Source organism: Lachnoanaerobaculum umeaense, from assembly GCF_003589745.1.
GTDB classification, from domain to species: Bacteria; Bacillota; Clostridia; order Lachnospirales; family Lachnospiraceae; genus Lachnoanaerobaculum; species Lachnoanaerobaculum umeaense.
In genome coordinates, this window is record NZ_CP032364.1 from 18,912 (window position 1) to 43,625 (window position 24,714).

Consider the following 24,714-nt stretch of genomic DNA (forward strand, 5'->3'; position numbering starts at 1 on the left):
CTCCTTTTATATGAACAATATCATACTATAATATTAAATTTCTCACTTTCGTACATCTTTAATTTAGCTTAATTTTAGTGTTTTTATGGCTTTTTGTCTATAAACTATACTAGATTAAATATGCACAAAATGATACAATTATATAAATTTGTTATTAGGAGGTTATATGTACTTAAATTGTGGCTATATGCATAACTCTGCCATAGACTTCAAAGATAAATCAAGGCCGCTTATTGTAGGAAGCTGTGGCACTTATCGTCTACTCACCAAACCGAAACTTCCTACCTATAGACCTCGTGGTCGTCTGGACTATCAGCTGATTTATATAAGTTCAGGACAGGCACATTTTCATTTTAATAATAAGGACAGTGAAACTGTTATAACTGCCGGAAATATGGTTTTATTTCGTCCAAAGGAATTTCAAAAATATGAATACTATGGTACAAACAGAACCGAAGTGTACTGGGTACATTTTACCGGAAGTGATGTAAAAAATATTTTGAGAAAATATGGTATCAGTGACGATCTACATTATTTCTTTGTAGGTACATCCTTGGAATATGAAAGAATATATAAAAAAATAATATCAGAGTTGCAGCGTTGCCAAGATGACTATGAAGAGCTGCTCTCAATACTTATGCAGCAGCTACTTATCTGCATACATAGAGAACTTAAAAAGGAAAGAAAGATCTCAGATATTTATCTGGACAACGAAATGGATATGGCAACTCAGTATTTCAGCGATAACTACAGTAGCGAAATCAATATTGAAGAATATGCCTCTTCAAGAGGTATGAGTATAAGCTGGTTTATTAGAAACTTTAAAAAATATTCCGGAACTACACCTATGCAATTTATTGTTTCAGCCAGAATATCCAATGCACAGTTACTTCTTGAAACCACAAAATATTCCATATCCGAAATCTCAAGAATTGTCGGATATGACAATCCACTATACTTTAGCAGACTTTTTCATAAGATAAAAGGATTCTCACCCTCAGAGTATAGAAAAAATATAAAATAATAAATAGCTGTCACTTTAAGTATTTAAAGCGACAGCTAATATTTTATATAAACAAAATATTATAAAAGAGATTAAATAAACCTGCTAAAACCATTACAAATATAGGATTCTTATTATATTTTATCAAAAGTACCATACATATAATAAATATAACCACCATATGCAATCTAAGATTCTCTATTGCTATTTCACTTATACCCAAGGCTGATTGTAATATCTTTATACCTGATATTGCAATCATTGATACTATAGCCGGTCTTAAAATACTCAATATTGACTGCAACATTCTCAGTTTCTTATATTTCATATATACCTGAGCTAGTAAAGTCACCAAAATGAAAGATGGCATTATACAACCAAGAGTAGCTACTATAGCTCCTTTTATTCCTGCAATCCTTATACCTACAAAGGTAGCTGAATTTATAGCAATAGGTCCCGGAGTCATCTGTGATATAGTGATAAGATCATTAAATTCTGCTATCGTCAGCCAGTGATTCGCATCCACCACCTCACTTTGTATAATCGGCATGGCTGCATATCCTCCACCAAAACTGAAAGCTCCAATTTTTAAAAAGCTTATAAAAAGTTTTAGATAAATCATTTGCTTTTCTCCATACACTTAGATAAAAGAGTCTGTATGACTCCAACTAAAATACAGATCAATATAATATATATCACATTTACTTTAAAATAAAAATTAATTAAAAAAGCTATCAGCATTATAAACACACTTAAAGCACTCTTCTTACCAATTATATCAGATCCCATCTGATAACTTACAGAAGCAATAACCGCACCAACTCCTGCCTGCATTCCCTCAAGCATATATGCAATAAAAGCATTCTCACGAAACAGTGTATAAAATATTGATATAACTGAAATTATAAGAAAAGGGGGAATGACCGTGGCAAAAGTTGCCACTACCACTCCTACTATTCCTGCAAGCTTATATCCCACTGCTATAGCCCCATTTACTGCAATAGCTCCCGGTGCTGACTGTGCAATAGCCACCAAATCAAGCATTTCATCATTTTCTATCCAATGATACTCATCCACAAACTTTTTCTTCATCAATGTAACTATCACATAGCCACCCCCAAATGTGAATGCACTCAAATAAAGTGTTGAAATAAAAAGCTTAATAAGGATTTTCTTATTCATTTTCTTTTACTATTTCATCAATCTTCTTTAACTCTTCTTCACTAAATGAAGTATTTTCTATAGCCGCAATATTATCAAGTACCTGTGAAGGTTTTGAAGCACCTATAAGTACAGATGTCATGACATCATCTTTAAGTACCCAAGCAAGTGCCATTTGTGCCAAACTTTGCTGTCTTGCTTTTGCAATATCATTCAGTTTACTTATAGCTTCAAGTTTCTTTGCTGTAAGATTGTTTTCATTTAAGAATCTTCCATCAGTAACTACTCTACTATCAGACGGTATTCCATTAAGATATCTATCACTTAAAAGTCCCTGTGCCAGTGGACTAAAAGATATAATACCCTTCTTTAGTTTGCCTGACATATCCTTTAATCCATTATTTTCAATAGTTCTATCAAATATTGAATATCTGTTTTGATTTATTATAAAAGGAACTTTAAGCTCATTTAAAATCTTTGTTGCCTGTTCCAAAGTCTCACCGTCATAGTTTGAAAGTCCGACATACAATGCCTTTCCAATATTTACTATCTGTGCCAGAGCACCACATGTCTCCTCAAGAGGTGTATTCTTATCCATTCTGTGATGATAGAATATGTCTACATATTCAAGTCCCATTCTTTTTAAACTCTGATCAATACTTGCTATAAGATACTTTCTACTTCCAAAATCACCATAAGGACCATCCCACATAGTATACCCTGCCTTGGTACTAATGATCATTTCATCTCTGTATTTTCCTAAATCTTCCTTTAGGATTATACCAAAATTCTTTTCAGCACTTCCCGGTGCAGGACCATAGTTATTTGCCAGATCAAAATGAGTGATACCATTGTCAAAAGCTGTAAACAAAATATCCTTCATACTTTCAAGATTTGAATGGTCTCCAAAATTATGCCAGAGTCCAAGTGACACCAATGGCAACTTTAATCCACTGTTACCACAATGAGCATATTTCATTTTCTCATATCTGTCTTCCTTTGCAAAATACATAAAAAACTCCTTTCAAATATCAATTTTCAAATTCTCTAAACATCATTAAAAAAATGATTAACATAGCTACAGCTGCAAATAAAATAGCTTTTTCAGCCCAAAGTCTCACAAACAAATATCCTACCATAGTACCTATAATAAATACAAATATACATACATAATAATAAAGTCCTTTTTCAAGTGCAGACTTATCACCGGTTTTTATTCCTCGATACATATTCTGGGTTCCTGCTTTTAAATTTCCGGTACACATAGTAGTCGCCATAGCTGTACCCCTAACCTTTGGAAATGTAGCAAACTGCACTCCTGATATCATAGATATTATTGAATTGGCTATTTGGTTCATATCTTGAGGCAAAAAAGCTACAAATACAAACGCAACTATCTCAAATACTACTATTATCTGTCTCCAATGTATAATATTAATCTTTTCTTTTCTATGTTTTATTATTTCACATATAGCCACACCTATGGCAAAGGACAATATCGGTATAATATAATTTACCGATTCCAAAAACTTGCCTTCACATATCTTTAATGTCATCAGTATTATATTACCCGTTTCAGCATTGGCAAAAACTTTTCCACGATTTATATATGAATACGCATCCATAAAGCCTCCGGAAAGTGCCAAAAGTATCCCCACCATTATGGACTCTGATATCTGCCATCTTTTCATTTTGCTCCTCATAGTCTAAAAAGAATACTCTTATATTTTAAACTATTGTTAACTAAAATAAAAGTCTATAAAAAATGACCCGCTAATATCAGATTACACCCTGAATTTAGCGAGTCTATAAGAATTATTTTAATGTTGTAAATGTATCCAATGCCTTTTGAGCTTTCTCTTCAGAAATACTGCTGGCTGTAATTATTGCCATAAAATTTCCGGATTTTATATAAATTTGCTTTCTATATACTGTATAATCTCCGGTTGTATCAGTTGCACTCATTGCTATAGTCTCTTTGCCATTGAACATAGCCTTGGCACTTTCTACACTGACATTTACCATGCCTGCAGCCTTATATTGCTCCTGTAATTTGGCTACCACCGCCTCTAATTCTGTCTCCGTCTCAAAAGGTGTACCCATCTTTTCAATAACAACATTTACATTGCTGACTCCTGTTCCATTCTCACTGGTAGCATATACATCCATATATATACTTTCATCTGCTGCCTCCTGTGACATACCGGATTGCTTTATGAAAATATCTCTCATCTGTGCAATATTATCTCTGCTCTCCATCTTATAATTGTTGGCAGGTGCATCAAATTTGATATTGAAAACTTCATTTGTATATACAGAATCTTCTTTTCTACCTCTATAGTACTGTATATCATCTTCTACATGAGTTTCCTCTTTTAGAACCTCTGCCTGTGTAGTTAGAACCTCTGTTGTTGGAACTTCTGTGCTTGTTTCAACAGCACTTGATTCCACTTGTGTACTTTCAGCTGTAGTTTCAGTTTTATTTCCTCCGCCACAGGCAGTCATCATAACAGTTAAAAATAACAATGGTATAAAAATGTTTTTTTTCATATCACCACTCCATGTAATAATCATAAAATTTATCTATATTAAATATCAATAAAATATTACAACAGTGTGATTAAAATGTAAATATTTTTTTAACCAGATTTTATATAATCTTAACTTTTTTTATGTAATGGAGGCTGTTTCTAATATTTTCATTACTTACTTTATTCTCATTGTTTTCCTTATTATCATTATTGTACTTATGTAAAAAAGCTTCTTTTATTTTATTCCAAAAAATAAAACCTCAAATCACAAATATTTAATCTGCTTTTGTAAATGCATTCAAACAATCCTCAACTTGTTCATCTGTAGTATTTACTTCTATAACAGCTACATGATTTCCTGACTGTAAAAAAACTTCTGTATGATAATATTTCACACTACCTGAAGTTAATACTGAATTAAGACAGGGAACATCCTCACCTAAAAAATTTAATGTGTTGCTTTCCACTTTAATATTTTCATCACCTAATCCCTTATTATCGTCCTTTATTACAGCAATCTCTTCGTCTATATAGGATTTTATATCTGTACTATCTTCTAAAATTTTAAACGACACAGTTTTACCGCTATCACTACTATTAGCTTCCATTCTTATTGAATAATCACCATGACTTATATGCATAGCACTAAGCTCTTGGTCATCTACCATTTCCATATTTGCCACTTTAGCATCAAACTTTATATTAAATACATCATTTATATATACATCACCATCAAGTATACCATCCAGACTGGTATCCCTACTTTCCTCTGTAAATGATTTTACCACTTTATCATTATCATAGCTTTTTTTTGCTTTGCTGCCACAGGCTGTTATAGAAAATATTGACACCATAATAATACCAATCATTATAAAATTAAATTTTTTTCTCATTTTACCTCCCACCTACAAAATATACTTTTTTATTTGAGTATATCATCTATTTAAATAAAAACAATAATTTAAAATTTTATACTGTATTTTTGCAAATTCCCTATATAAAAACCGACCAACAAAAGTTAGATTCTAGATCCAACTTTTGTTGGTCGGTTCATAAAGTATGACTTTATATTTATTCTGCCTTGGTAAACATATCCATTCCTGTTTTAGCTATCTCTTCATCCATTGTCATAAGAACAACTATTGCTATACGATCACCTGACTTTATAAATGCCTGAATCTGATACTGTGTTACACCACCTGAAGTGATTTCTGTCTTCACACATGGTACATCCTCACCCAAAAGTTTTATTGTAGCAGTTTCAACCTTTGAGTCTTCCATACCCATCTCTTCATTTATTTTCTTTTGTCCATCAACTACTGTCTCCATGTATGCCTGAACATCATTAAATTCCTCATTCATTATACCTATCATTACAGTTTTTGTATAAGTACTGTCATAAGCATATGCTTCTAAAAGCCCATCAGGTGCATCCTGTCCTAAAGCAGCCAATTCTTCAGGACTTGCTAAAATCATACCATTAGCTTCTGCATCAAACTTTATATTGAAAGCTTTATTTGTATAAACACTACCTTCAGTTACACCGCTTAAATCATCCGTTTTAGCTTCAGAAAGACTCTCTGTAGTTTCTTCAGCCTTCTTTTCATCAGTCTTTTGACTTGCTTCCTTACTTTCTGTTGCAGATGTTTCAACCTTCTCAGTCTTTGCATTAGCACCACATGCTGTTACCGCCAATACTGATGCTATAGCCAATGCAGCTAATTTAAAATTTTTTCTCATAATATCCTCCATTTTGTAAAATAGTATCTCGCTGATTATACAAAATAGAACATGTGAAAAAATTATAATTTGTATTAATTTTTTATTTAAAATAATAAAAATATAATATGCTATAACTTTTATTTAGCTAGAGTAAAGATATCAAATGCATTTTCAACAAATTCTTGATCTCTTCCCATTGCTAAAGCAATCAATGTATATTCTCCATATGGAATAAATATATACTTTTTATAACTCTTTTCACCATCAGAATAAGTCTCTACAGTACTTCTACTAATAAAATCTTCTCCAAGAAAATTTATCTTTTTTTTGGTTAATTCTACAGTTTTATTATCTTCTTCATCAAAATAGGTTTCTGTAGTTTCTTCTTCTTTGGTTTCTTCTCTACTCTTAGATACCATAATGACAATAGTATTGTCATATGTAACATCATGTGCCATCATATCTATATACATGTTCCCACTGTCAATATAGTCTTTTATTTCTCTGTCTGGAGGATTACCCATTAATTCCAGTTCCTCCTGTGTTGAAAAAATCATATGCTTTTTGCTGATATCGCATTGCATATTCAACATATTGCTTGTATAAACAGAATCTTTTATTTCTCCTCTTGCAAAGCGTGATCTTTCTTTTACAATGTCATCTTTTTCCGGTTTTGTCTTCCTATTTGAATCAGTATTTTTGGCGTCTTCAAATATATCAAAAAGCTTTTGGGCATCTTCTTCATCATAACAACATGCACTGATTTCTACTATATACTCTTCTATCTTAAAATATAATTGTTTTTCATAATATCCAGGCATTTCTATACCTTCATATTCTGATTTCCAGCTTATCTCTATACCCGGTACCTTTTTTCCTGCTATTACTCCGGAGCTTGAATGGATATCCATAGTTTCATTATCATCTTCGATCGGGTCTTCTTCAAATTCCTTAATAACCTTTTTTGTATAATCATATATATTCCTTACATCCGGATCTTTGTAGATAAATATATCAACAGTTCTTGTAGGGTCTGATATATCAATAGCATGCATATCGCTTACCATGTAGTATTCATCATCTAATCTTTTATCTATATCCTCTATATCTGACCTATCTGTTATGGCATCTGAAAACTCTCCCATAAACTCTGATTCATAGTATACCTCCATATTATTGGATTTTGCATCAAACCTGAGATTCAACATTTTACTTATATATACACCATCTTCAATATTCCCTAATGACAATTTTGATGTATTGAGTTTTTTATTTTCTTCTTCAGTTTCTTTGTTTTCCTTGTCCTCTTTCTTCTCTTTCTTTTCTTTTTTTGCTTTCTTTTTATACGACCTTTCTTTCTTTACAGTTTCTTTTTCTGTATTTTTGCCTGTTTTATTTTCACTACCACCACATCCTGATAAAAAAAGCATCAATACAATAATCATACTTATAATAGATTTTTTTAGATTTCTTTTCATCACGCCCTCCTTAATGTCCAACTACGATTTAATAAAATTATAAACCTTAATAAAGTAAAAATATATTATATATAATGACGAAAACAAGTTATTATTTTTAGTTTATATTGCTATATAACCATTTAAAAAACAGCTTATAGTACAAAAATAATATATTATTTTATTTATTTTTACATATAAAAACTTAATCAAAACAGTGAGAAGTTTTTTATATAAAAAAAGCATACCCTGATATACTGCTTCATTGCATCCTGAAAAATTTGAATTTCAATTTGTGAACGACTACGAATCATATCACAAACAGTACGTTCAAGATTATAAATGAAAGCTTCATTTCCAAAAGGTGTTTTTGCTTTTGAAATTCCAAGTTCAAAAAAGTCTTTTTTGAAAGTTTTGCCACTTTTTGTAATCAGTATTTAGAGAAAAATAACCTTGAAAAAAGAGTAGACCATCGTTCCTTTGAAAGACAGGGTATAGAAGAAATACCAACCATTCATTTAGGAGCAAGTGCCAGTGCCTTAGAAAGAAAAGGCATTGAAACCGATAAAGGAAACATAAATAGAGAAATTAAAAAGCATAACTCTTTAGTCAAAACTATTAGAGAAAGAATATCGGAGCTTACTTCTTGTATAGGTTCTTTACTTTGAAATTTACAATCAAAATATGATGAATATAAACAGACAAGACAAGATAAAATAGACAATAAAGCAGAACTCTTTAATCTCTATGAATATATCTCAATTTGCAACGATATACAGAGAGAAAAAACAAAAAATCTATCCTATGAGGCATATAAACAAAAGAAACATAATATTAAATACACTCAATATTTATGGTATAATAATTGAATTTGTAGTTGATAAAGAGGTGGTAGCTATATGAATAATAAAATAGATAAAATTCATAAAGATGTTTATAGCAGCATTAAAGAATTGATGGATAATGCAAGAAACAAGGTTGCAAGAGAAGTTAATAATATCCTCATTCAAACTTATTGGGAGATTGGGCGAATTATCGTATAAGATGAACAGGGAAATTCTGATAGAGCCAAGTATGGAAAACAGTTAGTAACAGACTTATCAAAGAGGCTCACCAAAGAATATGGTAAGGGATTTTCAAGATCTAATTTGCAAAATATGAGGAATTTTTATCTGTCATATCCAATTTGCCAGACACTGTCTGGCAAATTAAGTTGGTCGCATTATTGTGAACTACTTTCCATAAGCAATGAGCAGAAAAGGAGCTTTTATGAAAAAGAAACTATTAATGCAAATTGGTCTGTAAGAGAGCTAAAAAGGCAAATAAAAACATCACTTTTTGAAAGACTTTTACTTTCATCAGGAGATGAAAATAAAGAAAAGGTATTGGAGTTAGCCTTAAAGGGAAATGAAATAAATAAGGCAAGTGATGTTGTAAAAGATCCTTATGTATTTGAATTTTTAGGACTGCCTGAAGAAAAGCCAATTATGGAAAGTGATTTAGAAAAAGCCTTAATAGCTCATATTGAAAAATTCTTGCTTGAACTTGGCAAGGGCTTTATGTATGTAGGCTCACAACAAAGAGTAACACTTGGAAATACCCATTATTATGTTGATATGGTATTTTATAACAAGATACTTAAGAGCTATGTTTTGATTGAGCTAAAAACAGGAAAGCTAATGACGGAAGCAGTCGGACAAATCAATATGTATCTTAACTACTACAAGACGGAAGTTAATGACGATATGGATAATGAACCGATTGGAATTATCCTTTGTACCCGTCTTCCGTCGAAGTACTATGAAATTTCCGACGTTTCAAATTTTTAGCAAACTATTTAATTTTATACAATTCTTTTAAACCCTTTATTTTAAAGGCTTTTCTTACATAAAAAATAATTTGAAAAAATTGAAAAAATTTTTACAGCATGTTATAATCATAGTACTTCATAGTACTTTACTTTTAGAGGTGTTTATGGCTTATTTTTTGAGAAAAGAAAAGAAGAAAAAAGGTACTTATCTTCAGATGTATGAATCATTTTGGGATAAGGATAAAAAGCAACCAAGAACAAGAAATGTAAAATCTTTTGGTTACGTTGAAGATCTGACTTCAGATGAGATTCCGGATCCGATTAAATTTTATAGCGATTATGTAAAAGAGCAAAATGAGAATAGAACAAAAGTTCTTTCTGAAGAATCCCGTCCTCGTGCATTTTCCACTCCTGTTGAACTTAATATAGGACACTTCTTGCTCTACTCATTGATTGATGAGCTTGATGTTAAGGAAACTATTGATATACTTGCTTCTCAAATGCGTTTTCAGTTCTCTGTATTTGACTTAATTACACAACTTATTTATGCAAGGGTTATATCACCATGCTCTAAGTCAAAGACAGCCTCTCATGTCTTTCCATACATTTACGGCAGCTCTACAATCTCTGAAGACCAAGTATATGACGGGTGTTCTTTCATAGGAGAGTCTTATAAGAAGTACATTGATTTGTTTAATCACTCTTATGAAAAGTATTTTAAAAGAGATTTAAGCAATGTATTTTTCGATTGTACTAATTATTACTTTGAAATTGATCTTCCTAGCGATGACAAGCAAAAGGGACCTTCAAAAGAGAATAGGCACTCTCCGATAATAGGGCAGGCTTTACTTTTAGATGCTGATCTAGTACCTGTCTCCATGCAAATGTATCCCGGAAATGAATCGGAAAAGCCATATATTAGAAAAGTTATTGAAGAAATGAAGCAACGACACAGCGTATCAGGCAAGACAATTCAGGTGGCTGATAAAGGCCTTAATTGTGCAAGAAATATTTATGCTGCAGTTAAAGAAGCTAGTGACGGCTATATATTTTCAAAATCAATACATGGTAAGAATCTAAGTGAAAAGGAAAAGAAATGGGTTCTACTTGAGAATGATACAAATGTCTTTTCTAATTACACTGATGAAAGAGGTAATATATCTTTTCGTCTTAAATCCTGTATTGACAGCTTTGATTACAGTTTTAAAGAGATTGATCCGGAAACAGGAAAAGAGAGTGTTACAAGGTTTTCTGTAAAAGAAAAGCGTATCGTCTCTTATAATCCTAACCTTGCAAAGAAACAAAGGCTTGAAATAATGAAAATGGTCGATAAAGCTTCAAAGTTTTCTACATACAAAAATATCGCTAAAGATGAACTTGGAGATTGTGCTAAATATGTAGACATTATAACTAAAGATAGTACAGGCAAGACAATAAAGCCTATAATAGATTTAAATAAATCTAAGATTGATGAAGATCTTAAATATGCAGGATATAATCTTTTAGTGACATCCGAAATAGATATGGAGCCATTACAGGTATATAAAACATACCATAGCCTATGGAAGATCGAAGAATCTTTTAGACTTACAAAATCATACCTGGATGCAAGACCCGTTTATTTACAGAAAAAAGAAACAATCTATGGGCATTTTTTGATATGCTACCTTAGCTTGTTTCTTTTAAGAGTATTAGAAATCAAGTGTTTCAAGAATAAAATAAACTCTTATGACTTGATCAACTTTATGCGTGATTTTAGGGTGGTAAATAAAGGTGATGATACATATATCAATATATCAAGAAACCAGGCCGTTAACGAAAAGGTTAAAAAACTGGTTGGTTTTAGTAACCTTGATGCCCTCTATTTAACCAAAGCTGAAGTCGACAATTTCTTTCAAAACTGCATGCTCTTGTATACCTAGAGTACTAGGTTTTGAGAGAAACGACGGAAGTCAGGTTTTATAACAAGATACTTAAGAGCTATGTTTTGATTGAGCTAAAAACAGGAAAGCTAATGCCGGAAGCAGTCGGACAAATCAATATGTATCTTAACTACTACAAGACGGAAGTTAATGACGATACGGATAATGAACCGATTGGAATTATCCTTTGTACCGATAAGGACAGTATACAGGCAGAATATGCACTTGGCAGTTTGTCCAATAAGATATTTGCTTCTAAATACACTTTATATATTCCTAATAGAGAACAATTAGAAGAACAAGTCGAAAGAGTTTTAAGGAATTACAAGGAAAAATAAAGTTAATTGAAAAAAGAATGTTTTCACTGAAAACAGTGGATAGCGACTTATTTGGGGATATGCCACTAAGTAGTCAATGCCTATATTTTCATTTATCAATGAAATCTATGCAGTAGATACCGGTAGGAATGTTAAGGCAGTATATAGAGCGAAAGGACTTGATGGAAAGCATACAGGAAGTCATACCATTTACGGATATAAAAAAGCATACCCTGATATACAAGGTATGCTTGATTTATTTATATTTAGTTCCGGTATTTTACATCATTCCCATTCCACCGCCTGCAGGCATTGCAGGTGCATCTTCTTTGATATTAGCTACCGCTGACTCTGTTGTAAGAAGTGTAGATGCAACTGAGTTTGCATTCTGAAGTGCTGATCTTGTAACCTTTGCAGGATCTAAGATACCTGCCTTAACCATATCCACATATTCTTCTCTATAGGCATCAAATCCTACACCTTCACTTGACTCTCTTACCTTGTTTACAACAACGCTTCCCTCAAGTCCTGCATTCTCTACTATTCTGAAAAGTGGTGCCTCAAGTGCTTTAAGTATGATCTTTGCACCTGTTCTCTCATCACCTTCCAAAGTATCTACAAGCTTTGCAACTTCCTTACTTGCGTGAATATAAGCTGAACCACCTCCTGCAATGATACCTTCCTCAACTGCTGCTCTTGTAGCATTTAGTGCATCTTCCATACGAAGCTTAGCTTCCTTCATCTCAGTCTCTGTAGCTGCACCTACTCTGATAACAGCTACACCACCTGAAAGCTTAGCAAGTCTTTCCTGTAATTTCTCCTTGTCAAACTCTGATGTAGTTTCTGACAGCTGTGCCTTGATCTGAGTAACTCTCTTTTCGATATCAGCCTTTGAACCCTGTCCGTCAACGATAACTGTATTCTCTTTTTGAACCTTAACACTTTTTGCACGACCAAGGCTTGCAAGTGTAGCATCCTTAAGTTCAAGTCCAAGCTCCTCGCTGATCACTGTCCCGCCTGTAAGAACAGCTATATCCTTTAACATATCTTTTCTTCTGTCACCATATCCCGGAGCCTTTACAGCTACAACATTGAATGTTCCTCTAAGCTTATTTACTATAAGTGTTGTAAGAGCCTCACCCTCAACATCCTCAGCTATAATAAGAAGCTTCTGTCCTGATTTAACAAGCTCCTCAAGTACAGGTAAGATATCCTGAATATTTGAGATCTTCTTATCTGTAATAAGTATGTATGGATCATCAAGATTTGCTTCCATCTTCTCCATATCTGTACACATATATGCAGAAACATAACCTCTGTCAAACTGCATACCCTCTACCAAATCAAGCTCTGTAAGCATAGTCTTTGACTCTTCGATAGTGATAACACCCTCATTGGTTACCTTCTCCATAGCGTCAGCTACAAGGCTACCAACCTCATCATCACTTGCAGATATGGCTGCAACTCTTGCGATCTGCTCTTTTCCATTTATAGGCTCACTCATCTTTGCAATAGCTTCAACTGCTGCATCTGTAGCCTTCTTCATTCCCTTACGAAGGATAATAGGATTTGCACCTGCTGCCAGGTTCTTCATTCCTTCATTTATCATTGCCTGTGCAAGAACTGTAGCTGTTGTTGTACCGTCACCAGCCACATCATTTGTCTTTGTAGCAACTTCCTTTACAAGCTGTGCACCCATGTTCTCAAATGCATCTTCAAGCTCTATTTCCTTTGCAATAGTTACACCGTCATTTGTGATAAGTGGTGTACCGAATGACTTATCAAGTACAACATTTCTTCCCTTAGGTCCCAATGTAACTCTTACTGTATCAGCCAGCTTATTTACACCGGCTTCCAATGCTTTTCTGGCTTCAACGCCATATTTAATATCCTTAGCCATGATTTATCTCCTTTAAACTTTATAAAAACGATTTATTCAATTACTGCCAAAATATCATTCTGCTTTACAACGATATACTCAACCTTGTCAAGTTCTACCTCTGTACCTGCATACTTGGAATAAATAACCTTATCTCCTACCTTAACCTGCATCTTTATTTCTTTTCCGTCCACGACTCCACCCGGACCTACTGCAACAACCTCAGCCTGTGAAGGCTTCTCCTTTGCCTGTCCCGGAAGCACTATTCCGGATGCGGTTGTTTCTTCAGCAACCAACTGCTTTAAAACCACTCTATCAAATAAAGGTATTAACTTCATTTTGTATTCCTCCTAATATCTATAAAATCAACTATCTAGTTTTATATCACTTTTTATTAGCAGTGTCAAGCTTTGAGTGCTAATATTCTTGATAAATTAAAAATCAGCCACAACTTTAAAAGTTACCGGCTGATTGTTTTATTTCTTATTTAAAGAACTTATCATATATTCCAAATACAAATATAAATAATACTATAATTGGCAATATAAATGTGAGGTAAAATCTCATCCAATTCTTCATTTTAAGACCTTCTCCCTTATTACATTCCTTGAGGTAATTATCCCAACCCCAGCCATATCTGCTTACACAAAACAACAGATATACCAAAGAACCCAGAGGCAATATAATATTACTTACAAGGAAATCTTCAAGATCAAGTATAGTTCCTCCAAATGGCTTTAACCATCCAAAACTCCAGCTGCTAAATCCGTATATACATGGTAATGAAAGTAATATTATCACTATCAGATTGAAAAGGCTCACCTGTTTTCTAGACTTCTTTGTAAGATCCATACCGCATGAAACTATATTCTCAAATACTGCAAGTACTGTAGAAAAAGCCGCAAATGACATGAAGATAAAGAAGAAGCTTCCCCAAAGTCTACCCAGTGGCATCTTATTAAAGATATTTGGCAATGTTATAAATATAAGTGAAGGACCTGAAGTCTGATCAACCCCATATGTAAATGTAGCAGGGAAGATAATAAGTCCTGAAACTATAGCTACGAAAGTATCAAGTATAACTATTGTAACAGACTCTCCAAGCATACTTCTATCATTACTTATATAACTTCCGAATATAAGCATTGCACCTATTCCAAGGCTAAGTGTAAAGAATGCCTGATTCATGGCACCGGTGATCACATCACCTATACCTGTCTCTTCTATTCTGCTTATACTTGGTACAAGATAATACTTAAGTCCTTCCGCAGCACCTTTTAAGAAGAATGAATTTATTGCCAAAATAATCATTACAACAAGAAGTGTAACCATAACTATTTTTGTAATATTCTCAAGTCCCGATTCAAGTCCTCTTGATACTATAAACATACCTGCAACAACTACCACAACCATCCAAAAAATCATAATAGTAGGCTGTGAAAGCATGTTCTCAAACACCTTGGAAACTCCTTCTGAGTCCAGACCCTCAAACCCTCCTGTAACAGTTAAGTAGAAATAATGTAACATCCATCCTGATACAGTGGTATAGAACATCATCAAAAGATAATTTCCTACAAGTGCTACTATACCATGTATATGCCATTTACTTCCTGCAGGTTCTAACCTTTGATAAGCCATTACCGGACTCTTTCTTGCAGCTCTACCTATTGAAAACTCCATAGTCATTATAGGCAATCCCAGCATAACCAGAAATAATAAATACAGTAGTACGAAAGCACCACCACCACCTTTTCCTGTCATATATGGAAACTTCCATACATTACCTATACCAATTGCACATCCGGCTGAAATGAGTATAAACCCAAGCCTTGATTTTAACCTTTCTCTCTCCAAAATATCCTCCTACTTAAATCCTTGATATTTTTGAGGATTGCAAGAACATTGTGTAAAGCAATCCGACATAAAGGTAAAACACTTTACCTAAATGACTTGATAAACTGTAGTCAATCAAATGCAAAATATTATAACACAATTAATAAAAAATTTCTATCTTATACCTTAAGTATATTCTTTTATATTATTGTATTATTCAAAAATCAATTAATCATATTTTGACAAATCATAACCCAAGAATTATTTCTATTTTGATATTTAATCTTATATTAAATTTATAAATAATCTTTAACTTAAGGTATTGACTATTACATTGCGTCATAGTTTATACTTATCCTTGTTAGGAGGTTTTCAAATGTTTTTAATTAAAAAGGTTAGTGAAATAAGCGGTGTATCGGTGCGCACTTTACACCATTATGATGAAATAGGTTTGCTTTCACCTAAAAAAAATGAAAATGGATACAGATATTATTCTGAGGATGATATGTCTTTTTTGCAAATGATATTATTTTATAAATATCTGGGATTTCCTTTAAAACAGATAAAGGATTTATTAAAACAGGAAGATCCGGAAATACTCCATCATCTAAAGAAACAACTCGTTTTGATGCAGAAAGAAAAGCAAAAACTCTTAACACTTATTGATACATTGGAAAAGACTATTGAATCAAGAGAAAGGAAAATTACTATGTCAACAAAAGAAAAATTCAAAGGTTTTACATATCAGGATAATGAAAAATATAAACAAAAAGCAATAGACCTTTATGGAAAGGAAGTTATTGAGGAAGCCGTTAAAAAGCAAAAAGGAAGAGAACAGGAAATTGCCGACGGTTTTAACAATATCTTTTTTGCAATATCGGATAATATGTCAAAGGGACTTAAGGCTACATCAAAAGAAAATACCGAACTTGCAAAAAAGCTTCATAAACATATTTGTGAATACTCTTTTGACTGTAGTGCTGATGTGTTTTCAAGCATAGGCTATGGATATGTTGAAAATCCTGAATTTAAAAATAATATGGATAAATTTGGAGAAGGTATGGCACAATATCTGTGTGATGCAATTCAACATTATGTAAAAGAGATTTAATTGATAGATCTTTTTATCATATTTTCACCTCTAAGTATCATTTTATTGTACTTAGAGGTGAAAATCTTCTATCTTTTTTACAGTCTGTTGCTTATTTATTTTTATGTACTGTAGCTATTATTAAAATTTTGCTCTAATACCATCTGTAATCTGTTTAAAAAAATCCGTACTCCAGATATTTAAACTATTTGTATCATGTATAAAAGGCTCCACATCTTTTTTTGCCTGTGCAAAATCTATACTGTCAAATCTATATCTCAACATTTCCTTTAATTCTTCTTCAGTACAATCTACATTATCTGTAATATATCCTGATTGAATTAATCTTTCCCTTAAATGTCTTAAATTTACCTCTCCTCCCTTAGACAAGTAAAAAATATAATCATACAGATCTCTACCTTTAATGCGGTTTTGCCACGCTCTGCAAAGTACTGCATGAATTTTTCCGGCAAAAAGTGAAGGCATATCGTATAAATTAACTTCATATGGGGCAGGATTTAATCTATATTTATGTTCAAATGTCGCATATTGTGGAGGATTTACATCAATTTCAAATTTGATTTTTACTACTTCATTCTTAGGGATGCTTCCAATCACTCTCTCATCCGCATAAAATAAAAGTAAATGCTCTTTTGTGTTTCCCTTCAAAAATGCCGACTTAATACTGCTATCATTTGTTTTTTCTTTTTCTACAATTTCAAGATTTAATCCAAATGATCTAAGTTCTTTTTCTAAAACAGGAAAATATACGGAAGTATCAAACTTCTCATCTTTTGTCTTCAATGAAAAGTCAAGATCCTCAGAAAAACGATCCAGTCCGTAAAATATTCTAAGAGCTGTTCCTCCATAGAAGGCTGCCTTTTGGAAAAATCCCGCTCTCGATAATCCGCAAAGAACAATCTCCTGTATAATCTCTTTCATCGCATTCTTCATATCATACATATTTTTTACTTTATAATTTTTTAGCATCTTTTCTATGGAACTATTCATTTTGTAAACTCCTTATAAGCTTTCCCAACTTTCTTACATTACCTGCTTTATATTTTTCCGTTAGAAATTCCACTTTTTCTATATTTAATTTTATTAATTCATTTTTATCAATACGTAAGTCATCCGTCAATAATATCTCTAATTCCCTTATGTTTGGCACAGGATGCATACTATAAAGTTTATCACAAAGCGCTTTCTCAGGTTCTGCAATGCGATAAAAATAATCACCCTCCTTTATCAGATTAATCCCAAATGGAAATGCCGCTGACGGAATGTCACAATATGTAAAAGTTCCAAATTCCGTCTCATATATTTTCTTTTTCTTTTTATCAAAGGTAGCATTTGTAACTGTATACACAGCTTCCGGAATTAATCCATAATAACTAAGTGCATACTCAAAAGATATATATGACGGTCCATATATACTTCCGGCTAACAGGTATGCCGATACATTTTTATCTGTCTCATATAATCCCTTAGAAATACGGACACAATCCCCTGCATCTACCATTCTTGACAGTTTAGCTTTAGGATTTGCATAGGAACTAAGTTCTTCCAAAAGCATAGATGTTGTTTTTATCATATTTTCACCTCTAAGTATCATTTTATTGTACTTAGAGGTGAAAATCAAGTATTTAAGTTTATTTAATTTGTCTTTGTATCAATTTTGATATAAAATTTATACATTACAATATCATTTTAAACTGTTATATTTTAGGAGCAAATATGAATCAATACTTAGAAGTGTCTTTACAGGCAGTTATACTTTTTCCATTTGTAGTAGCTATTTTTACATTACCCTATATCGCTTATAACTACCATAAATATGGCTCTGTACTGAGCTTAAAGGTTTTGATTGTTTATTCTTTTATTTTTTATATTCTATGTATGTACTGTCTGGTAATACTACCACTTCCTACACCAGAAAAGGCCGCTACTCTTCATAGTCATAAAATGCAGCTTGAACCTTTTTTATTTATAAAAGATATATTAAAAAAATCTCATATTATTAAAGGACAACCAAAAACTTGGATGAGTTTAGTTTTAAACAAGGCTTTCTTAGTAAATATTTTAAATCTTTTTTTGGCTGTACCATTTGGAATGTATCTCCGTTACTATTTCAAAAGATCATTTATAGAAACTTTAGTTTTATCGTTTCTATTATCATTATTTTTTGAAATAACACAACTTACAGGACTATATTTTACCTATTCCGGCAGTTACAGACTCTTTGATGTGGATGATCTTATTGTAAATACTTCAGGCGGTGTGCTTGGATTTCTTTGCATTGGACCTGTTATGAAATTTCTTCCTTCAAGAGATGAGCTGGATGAAATAAGCTATAAAAAAGGAATGGAAGTATCATTAACAAGACGTTTTATATCATTCTTTTTTGATATGGCCTTTATTGCTTTATTAACCTTTATTTGTGAAATTTTAATACCTGAATTTACCTTGATGTTCTCATTTGAAGCAAGCATCTTATTTTATTTTTCTGTTTTTCCGATATTATTTAAAGGAAGAACTTTGGGAAAATTTATCACAAGTACAGCCATTGTATCTTTAAATGATGGGCATCCTGCATTCTATTCATATTTTTTTAGGTATATACTTTTTTACGGACTTTATTTTTTTATACCTTTAAATTTAAGAAGATTGCTGGAAAATCTAATACTTACAAATGCAGATCCTTCTAAAGATATGGCATATGCAACTCTTGAGCTTTTGGCAACTATTTTGTACTTTATGATATTACTTACAGCTCTTATAAAATCTGCAAGACATCACAGACTTTTATATGAAAAATTATCACATACAAAAATCCAAAGTACAGTAAAAGTCTAAAAGCAAACCATCTCTGAAATCTTTGCTTATATTAATATTTTTCATACTTGAAAAACTGTTAGCATTAATGTAGTATTTAAATACATTACATCTAGTTTTTAAAACTACATTAAGGAGGACTATCTATGAAATCAAAGTATAGAGAAAAGACAAGATTCGGTGTACTTCCGGGAACTATATCAATAAAAATACGAGAACCTGGCTCAGCACTTACTCACTTTTTGGGGCTTATTCTATTATGGATAGGTGCAGGTCCACTTATTCAAAGAACTATAGAACATGGCAGCTTTTTAACTTCAATATCTATGTTTATTTTTATCCTGTCAACTACATTATTGTATGCGGCAAGTACAACATATCATTCTGTAGTTTTAGACCTTAAAAAGACAATGATTTTCCGTAAAATAGACCATATAATGATTTCTATACTTATCGCCGGAACATATACACCTGTATGCCTTACCGCTCTTAGAGGAAAACTTGGATATATATTACTAGCTGCAATATGGGCACTTGCTATTGGAGGGATTATTCTGAAAATATTCTATATAAGTTGTTCTAAGTGGCTGTCATCTCTAATTTATCTCATTATGGGATGGCTTTGTATATTTGCACTAAAGCCTATATTCAAGGCTTTGCCTCTTACCGGATTTTTATGGCTTTTGTTTGGAGGTATTGCTTACACACTTGGTGCTTTAATATATGCACTTAAATTGAAGACTTTTAATGAAAAACATATTTATTTCGGATCACATGAGATTTTTCATGTTTTCATTATGATTGGAACATTTTGCCATTATATGTTGCTTTTTAGTACATTGTCTTTTTATTAAATATTCTTTCAATAAAAGTCATATATCTATAAATTACTGTTTTTGTTTCATTTATTTATAATATTTACAAAAATAAAACTGCAAATAATACATATACTATTGAATATACCCGTCTTATTATATATAATTAATATAGAGTTAATTTTATATTTTAATGTATGTATATATTTTATAGGAGGTATTTATATGAAAAAGCAGCTTTTTTGTACATTGATAATATTTGCTACATTATCTTTAACTTCAACTGTTTTTGCAAGTCAAGGATATAAAAAACAAAGGTATGCATTAAAAGATACTTGGATGATTCATAATGATGCCTGGTGTTATGTGGATTCTGAAGGAACTGTTTCTACAGGATGGAAAAATATTTTAGATCATTGGTTCTACTTTGATAATGAGGGAAAAATGGTTACAAATCAATGGGTTGGTGACTATTACATCGGTCCTAACGGAATGATGTTAACCGATACCACCACTCCTGACGGTTATAAAGTCGGAAATGACGGTACAAGAATTTCTGAAAAAATTGTGCTTAATGAGCCAAAGGCAGCCTCTACACTTGAAAAACATGCCTATTATAAATATTGTACTAAGGAACAGGCCGAGCAGGCTGATGCTGTTGCAAGAAGTATTGCCACAAGAGTTTTATCAGACACCTCGCTTATAACAGATTTTGCAAAAATAAAGAAGGCTTCATCTATTATTTACAAAGAGTATATTATAAATAGTTCATGTGAAAATGATGAAAATAAGTACTACAGAAGTCCTTATGGTGTTTTTATAGCAGGAATAAGTACAAGTGCCGGCGGTACCAGAGCACTAGGAAGGGTTCTTGATTTTATGGGGTATGATTGGGAACATGCCAATCCGAATACAAAAACTTATCAATGGTGTATCGTAAATATGGATAATCAGGAAGGATATGCCGATGCTATGGGATATGGTTGCGGATTTGGAATTCACCCTTATATTTCAGAAGATATGAATTCGGTTAATAAAGATATTGCTAACGATGTATATTAAAAATAGCCGGCACTGTAAGTGCCGGTCAGTTTTTTTCTCTATATACTAAAATTATTCTCTATCAGCTATGGTTTGAGCTAAATCACAAAAATCATCTAATTCAATCTCATCTAATAAATACTTTTGAAATATTCTGCCCATTTCCGAAATATCATTCATTGGATTAGATGACAGCGGCCTGACTTTAAAGTTTGTATTCTCAACATATTTTCTTATAATATCAATATCAGGAACATCTATATCTTCCTCTAAGATAACATCTATTCTTACAGGTATCTGCTTCATTGCGTTACTATAATCAATACTCCCTTCTCTACTTGAAATATAACTTAAAAATTTCTTTGCCGCATTTTTATTTTTTGAAGCTTTATTAAGTACATATTGCCACGTTGCTATATTAGTTGCATTTTTTTGAACATAGGAAGTTCTGCCACATGTATTCCATCTTCTCCATACTTTCCTGAATTCAAAAAGATATTTATAGCACCGCTATACATAAATACACATCCATACTTGCCGTCAATAAATTTTTGTTCCATTTGTTCGTATCTGTCTATCATTTGATTTTGAGGTGTATAGCCATGTTTCAGCATATCATGCAAAAACTTAACAGCTTCCTTTGTATTATCATTATTCCAATTATAGTAGTCTCCATCAAACATATTTATAAATTGTGATAAATCATTATATATATATGTTTCATCCCATGCACTTCCATATCCATACATGTTTGTACCATAATCATTACTGACAAATAATGAAAAATCATCTAAATTTTTAACTCCTTCGAGTTCTGAATATTTTATATATTTTTCATTTACCCAAAACATCATAATATCCATAAGGTATGGAACAGAATAAAAATGATTTTTATACATAGCCACTGATTCTACATAATCTTTAGGATATGATTCCACAATATTTTTACTCATTATATCATCTAAATTTTCAATATATCCTTTTACTTTAAACTCACTTACCATCTCATCATTAACTGAAATCAAATCAATATTTGAATTTCCTGATAAAAGTAATGTTGAAATTTCCGCCTGTCTATTATTTGCATCATCCGGACAAGGAATTATATTTATTTTCATATTTAATTTTCTTGATACATCGTTAATATAATTTTTAAAATCAGGATTGTCAGCTTCTATATGCATAATATTTAATTCATCTTCATAATAGTTGCTTATTTCTTTTTCTTCATTCTTCTCATAATTATTACAAGAAGATAGAATTAAACCTATACATAATAAAATACAAAAAATTTTTCTATACAAATCAGCTCCTATCTTGGACGCCTACCTTCTCTTCCTACAAGAGGTAAGAATGATGAATGAGGCTCTGTCTGATACCAATATGCTACACTTGCAACATCATCCTGTCTTTCAAAAAGACCTCCATGTCCAACACCAATTTGCTGTATAGTAACCATTAAATCTTCATCAAAGCATATAGGATCCTGTATATGCCACCTATAGAACCCTCTCATCGGTAAGCAATCATCATTGTGATAATCATTATGAATCAATTCATCATGTGATGAATAGTACGGATATCCCAAATATGATGTGCTATAATTTTGTTCAACTGTTTTTCCATTTATCTGTTTTGCAAAACTCCATGAACCTCCAAAATAATCTTCAGTTCCTGTACCGCAAATTGTAGGATATTCTATATCTCCGTCTATGTAAAATTTTACTTCTCCTTCTCCCCACCAGTATCTTTCCAATGTGGTCAATGCAATATATGTCCCGATATAATGTCCCTTTCCTTTTACATTGTCCAATATTACATAATCTTTACCTAAAGTTGTAACTCTTTCTCTTCTCCACTGAGCATGAAAATAAGCTATATCGTTAGGAAGATTATCTACAACACAATAATCAATCTGATAGAAAAATGCCGGTATCGGATTTGGATGCTGGTTTTCCAAAGTTATTCTTGCTCTTTTATTAAAAGGCATTTGAAAATAACTGTTCATTCCTCTATTTGGTACTACAACAATCGGCATTGAATTCACTACACATTCCCTTGCAAATCCACAACAAAAGAAATCTCCAAGTGGACTCTCTACGGAAGGATTTTTCTCATCGTCCCAATATATCCTTATAATCAGATCACTTAAAACAAAACAATCCGCTTCTGTTGTTTTATTTGTAACCGTAATCCATATATGATTTATTATACCCGGACCCTCTATATCGGCAAGTGTTACAGTTTCTCCACTCGGTATATCTTTTAAACAAGGACTTCCTTTTCTTGAAGGCCCCAGATTGCTTGATGCCATCCCGCCTTTACCTTTTTCTCCTGTAGGATTTTCTGCATTTATTGCTCTACTTTTTCTGTTCTTTAAAATTGCTAAATTTCCTAAACTTCCGTATAAATCGTACATAAACTTAACTCCCTATCTAAATTAAGATTTAACACCACCTGCCATAATTCCATCCATAATCTGCTTTTCAAAAACAGCAACAAATAATATTATAGGTAAAAGTATTATCCATCCCATCGCACTGACTAAATCCCATGGTACACCATACATATTATCCCTTAAAGGAAGTTGAACTATAGCTACAGATAAAACCTGAATTCCGTTGGAATAATATAAAGGTGTAAAAAAATTATTTAAACAATTTATAAAATTAATAATACATACTGTGGCAATAGCGGGTTTCATCAAAGGCAATATTATATAAAATAAGATTTGTATAAAATTTGCTCCATCTATAGCAGCAGCCTCTTCCAGTGAAACAGGTATTTTACCGACGAAATTGTTTAATATCAAAACTGTAAACGGAATAACCGAACTTACATATAGTATTATCAAACCTTGATATGTATCGAACAATCCAACCTTTTTCATAAATTCATATAAAGGCCTTGCAGTAACAACCTCAGGTATAAGTAAAGTTGCAAGTATAAATGCAAACGCTACACTTATCCATTTTGAATTAAATCTTGAAAATCCATAAGCTGCCATTGTACATAATAATGTGCTTATTATTAATGTACTTCCTACTATTATTACTGTATTTCCTATTTTACTTAATAACCCTACATTTTCAATAAGAAATTTATAACTGTCAAGTGTCGGATTATTTGGCAAATAATCTATAGGCTTCTTAAATAATTCTCCTGCAGGAGTAATTGATGATATAAAAATCCAATATACAGGAAATAAGATAAGAAATGCAACCACTATAAATAATAACCATCTGCTTATAGATATACACTTTTTATATATTTTATATTTGGTATTACTACTCATATT

General features: G+C 32.1%; 23 protein-coding genes and 3 pseudogenes. 9 read left to right on the top strand and 17 right to left on the bottom strand.

Going from position 1 to position 24,714, the window contains the following annotated elements:
* Nucleotides 1-166 precede the first annotated feature (166 nt).
* Nucleotides 167-1,024, top strand: coding sequence for a helix-turn-helix domain-containing protein (locus tag D4A81_RS00080; RefSeq protein ID WP_111526000.1), 858 nt, complete (start codon nucleotides 167-169; stop codon nucleotides 1,022-1,024).
* A 43-nt stretch (nucleotides 1,025-1,067) separates the two neighbouring features.
* On the opposite strand, the gene D4A81_RS00085 is transcribed toward D4A81_RS00080, so the two are convergent.
* The 8 genes from D4A81_RS00085 to D4A81_RS00120 all read right to left on the bottom strand — a co-directional run bounded on the left by D4A81_RS00085 (nucleotide 1,068) and on the right by D4A81_RS00120 (nucleotide 7,895).
* On the bottom strand, nucleotides 1,068-1,625 hold the full coding sequence (locus D4A81_RS00085; RefSeq protein ID WP_111525999.1) for a chromate transporter: 558 nt from the start codon (nucleotides 1,623-1,625) through the stop codon (nucleotides 1,068-1,070).
* On the bottom strand, nucleotides 1,622-2,185 hold the full coding sequence (locus D4A81_RS00090; protein ID WP_111525998.1) for a chromate transporter: 564 nt from the start codon (nucleotides 2,183-2,185) through the stop codon (nucleotides 1,622-1,624). The genes D4A81_RS00085 and D4A81_RS00090 overlap by 4 nt, the downstream gene beginning before the upstream one ends.
* Nucleotides 2,178-3,176 (bottom strand): aldo/keto reductase, encoded by a 999-nt coding sequence (locus D4A81_RS00095; RefSeq protein ID WP_111525997.1) that lies wholly within the window; start codon nucleotides 3,174-3,176, stop codon nucleotides 2,178-2,180. The genes D4A81_RS00090 and D4A81_RS00095 overlap by 8 nt, the downstream gene beginning before the upstream one ends.
* Nucleotides 3,177-3,195: 19 nt before the next feature.
* Nucleotides 3,196-3,855 carry a YoaK family protein gene (locus tag D4A81_RS00100; protein ID WP_111525996.1) on the bottom strand — a complete coding sequence of 220 codons (660 nt, stop codon included), beginning with the start codon at nucleotides 3,853-3,855 and terminating at the stop codon, nucleotides 3,196-3,198.
* Nucleotides 3,856-3,979: 124 nt separating this feature from the next.
* Nucleotides 3,980-4,714, bottom strand: coding sequence for a hypothetical protein (locus D4A81_RS00105; RefSeq protein WP_111525995.1), 735 nt, complete (start codon nucleotides 4,712-4,714; stop codon nucleotides 3,980-3,982).
* A 256-nt stretch (nucleotides 4,715-4,970) separates the two neighbouring features.
* Nucleotides 4,971-5,588: a hypothetical protein gene (locus D4A81_RS00110; RefSeq protein WP_111525994.1), complete on the bottom strand. Its 618-nt coding sequence runs from the start codon at nucleotides 5,586-5,588 to the stop codon at nucleotides 4,971-4,973.
* Nucleotides 5,589-5,766: 178 nt separating this feature from the next.
* A complete protein-coding gene (locus tag D4A81_RS00115) occupies nucleotides 5,767-6,435 on the bottom strand; it encodes a hypothetical protein (RefSeq protein WP_111525993.1) in 669 nt (222 codons plus the stop codon).
* A 119-nt stretch (nucleotides 6,436-6,554) separates the two neighbouring features.
* Nucleotides 6,555-7,895 (bottom strand): hypothetical protein, encoded by a 1,341-nt coding sequence (locus tag D4A81_RS00120; RefSeq protein WP_111525992.1) that lies wholly within the window; start codon nucleotides 7,893-7,895, stop codon nucleotides 6,555-6,557.
* A gap of 443 nt (nucleotides 7,896-8,338) precedes the next feature.
* Between D4A81_RS00120 and D4A81_RS13885 the strand changes: the two are divergent.
* The 4 genes and pseudogenes from D4A81_RS13885 to D4A81_RS00145 all read left to right on the top strand — a co-directional run.
* Nucleotides 8,339-8,542 (top strand): annotated as a pseudogene (locus D4A81_RS13885) (MobA/MobL family protein); the annotation flags it as partial.
* Between the two features lie 231 nt (nucleotides 8,543-8,773).
* A pseudogene (locus D4A81_RS13770) lies at nucleotides 8,774-9,697 on the top strand (PDDEXK nuclease domain-containing protein); the annotation flags it as partial.
* A gap of 151 nt (nucleotides 9,698-9,848) precedes the next feature.
* Entirely contained in the window at nucleotides 9,849-11,606 is a 1,758-nt protein-coding gene (locus tag D4A81_RS00140; protein ID WP_119808208.1) for an IS1634 family transposase, read from the top strand.
* A gap of 35 nt (nucleotides 11,607-11,641) precedes the next feature.
* A pseudogene (locus D4A81_RS00145) lies at nucleotides 11,642-11,944 on the top strand (PDDEXK nuclease domain-containing protein); the annotation flags it as partial.
* Nucleotides 11,945-12,203: 259 nt separating this feature from the next.
* On the opposite strand, the gene groL reads toward D4A81_RS00145, so the two are convergent.
* The 3 genes from groL to D4A81_RS00165 all read right to left on the bottom strand — a co-directional run bounded on the left by groL (nucleotide 12,204) and on the right by D4A81_RS00165 (nucleotide 15,656).
* The gene (groL, locus tag D4A81_RS00155) at nucleotides 12,204-13,823 is read right to left on the bottom strand and encodes a chaperonin GroEL (protein WP_111525543.1); all 1,620 of its coding nucleotides are present in this window, start codon (nucleotides 13,821-13,823) and stop codon (nucleotides 12,204-12,206) included.
* A 32-nt stretch (nucleotides 13,824-13,855) separates the two neighbouring features.
* Nucleotides 13,856-14,140, bottom strand: a complete 285-nt coding sequence (locus D4A81_RS00160; protein WP_111525544.1) for a co-chaperone GroES — start codon at nucleotides 14,138-14,140, stop codon at nucleotides 13,856-13,858.
* 145 nt (nucleotides 14,141-14,285) lie between these two features.
* Nucleotides 14,286-15,656, bottom strand: coding sequence for a sodium-dependent transporter (locus D4A81_RS00165; RefSeq protein ID WP_111525545.1), 1,371 nt, complete (start codon nucleotides 15,654-15,656; stop codon nucleotides 14,286-14,288).
* A gap of 355 nt (nucleotides 15,657-16,011) precedes the next feature.
* On the opposite strand from D4A81_RS00165, the gene D4A81_RS00170 reads away from it, so the two are divergent.
* The gene (locus tag D4A81_RS00170; protein WP_111525546.1) at nucleotides 16,012-16,746 is read left to right on the top strand and encodes a MerR family transcriptional regulator; all 735 of its coding nucleotides are present in this window, start codon (nucleotides 16,012-16,014) and stop codon (nucleotides 16,744-16,746) included.
* A gap of 120 nt (nucleotides 16,747-16,866) precedes the next feature.
* Here D4A81_RS00170 and D4A81_RS00175 read toward each other — a convergent pair whose 3' ends face one another.
* Both D4A81_RS00175 and D4A81_RS00180 read right to left on the bottom strand, forming a co-directional pair.
* Nucleotides 16,867-17,736, bottom strand: coding sequence for a nucleotidyl transferase AbiEii/AbiGii toxin family protein (locus D4A81_RS00175; RefSeq protein ID WP_111525547.1), 870 nt, complete (start codon nucleotides 17,734-17,736; stop codon nucleotides 16,867-16,869).
* Nucleotides 17,729-18,319 carry a type IV toxin-antitoxin system AbiEi family antitoxin domain-containing protein gene (locus D4A81_RS00180; protein ID WP_111525548.1) on the bottom strand — a complete coding sequence of 197 codons (591 nt, stop codon included), beginning with the start codon at nucleotides 18,317-18,319 and terminating at the stop codon, nucleotides 17,729-17,731. Before D4A81_RS00180 ends, D4A81_RS00175 begins: the two co-directional genes overlap by 8 nt.
* 143 nt (nucleotides 18,320-18,462) lie before the next feature.
* Between D4A81_RS00180 and D4A81_RS00185 the strand changes: the two genes are divergently transcribed.
* From D4A81_RS00185 to D4A81_RS00195, 3 genes are all read left to right on the top strand, one after another.
* Nucleotides 18,463-19,581 (top strand): VanZ family protein, encoded by a 1,119-nt coding sequence (locus tag D4A81_RS00185; protein ID WP_111525549.1) that lies wholly within the window; start codon nucleotides 18,463-18,465, stop codon nucleotides 19,579-19,581.
* 125 nt (nucleotides 19,582-19,706) lie between these two features.
* A complete protein-coding gene (gene trhA, locus D4A81_RS00190) occupies nucleotides 19,707-20,414 on the top strand; it encodes a PAQR family membrane homeostasis protein TrhA (protein ID WP_111525550.1) in 708 nt (235 codons plus the stop codon).
* Between the two features lie 186 nt (nucleotides 20,415-20,600).
* Nucleotides 20,601-21,437, top strand: coding sequence for a cell wall-binding protein (locus D4A81_RS00195; protein WP_111525551.1), 837 nt, complete (start codon nucleotides 20,601-20,603; stop codon nucleotides 21,435-21,437).
* 51 nt (nucleotides 21,438-21,488) lie between these two features.
* Here D4A81_RS00195 and D4A81_RS13340 read toward each other — a convergent pair whose 3' ends face one another.
* The 4 genes from D4A81_RS13340 to D4A81_RS00210 form a co-directional block, all read right to left on the bottom strand.
* Complete coding sequence (locus D4A81_RS13340) at nucleotides 21,489-21,722, bottom strand: hypothetical protein (protein WP_242977736.1); 234 nt, start codon at nucleotides 21,720-21,722, stop codon at nucleotides 21,489-21,491.
* 107 nt (nucleotides 21,723-21,829) lie between these two features.
* A complete protein-coding gene (locus D4A81_RS00200) occupies nucleotides 21,830-22,720 on the bottom strand; it encodes an ABC transporter substrate-binding protein (protein ID WP_242977738.1) in 891 nt (296 codons plus the stop codon).
* An 8-nt stretch (nucleotides 22,721-22,728) separates the two neighbouring features.
* Nucleotides 22,729-23,835: a glycoside hydrolase family 172 protein gene (locus D4A81_RS00205; protein ID WP_111525552.1), complete on the bottom strand. Its 1,107-nt coding sequence runs from the start codon at nucleotides 23,833-23,835 to the stop codon at nucleotides 22,729-22,731.
* 21 nt (nucleotides 23,836-23,856) lie between these two features.
* Entirely contained in the window at nucleotides 23,857-24,711 is an 855-nt protein-coding gene (locus D4A81_RS00210) for a carbohydrate ABC transporter permease (protein ID WP_111525553.1), read from the bottom strand.
* Between the last annotated feature and the right edge of the window lie 3 nt (nucleotides 24,712-24,714).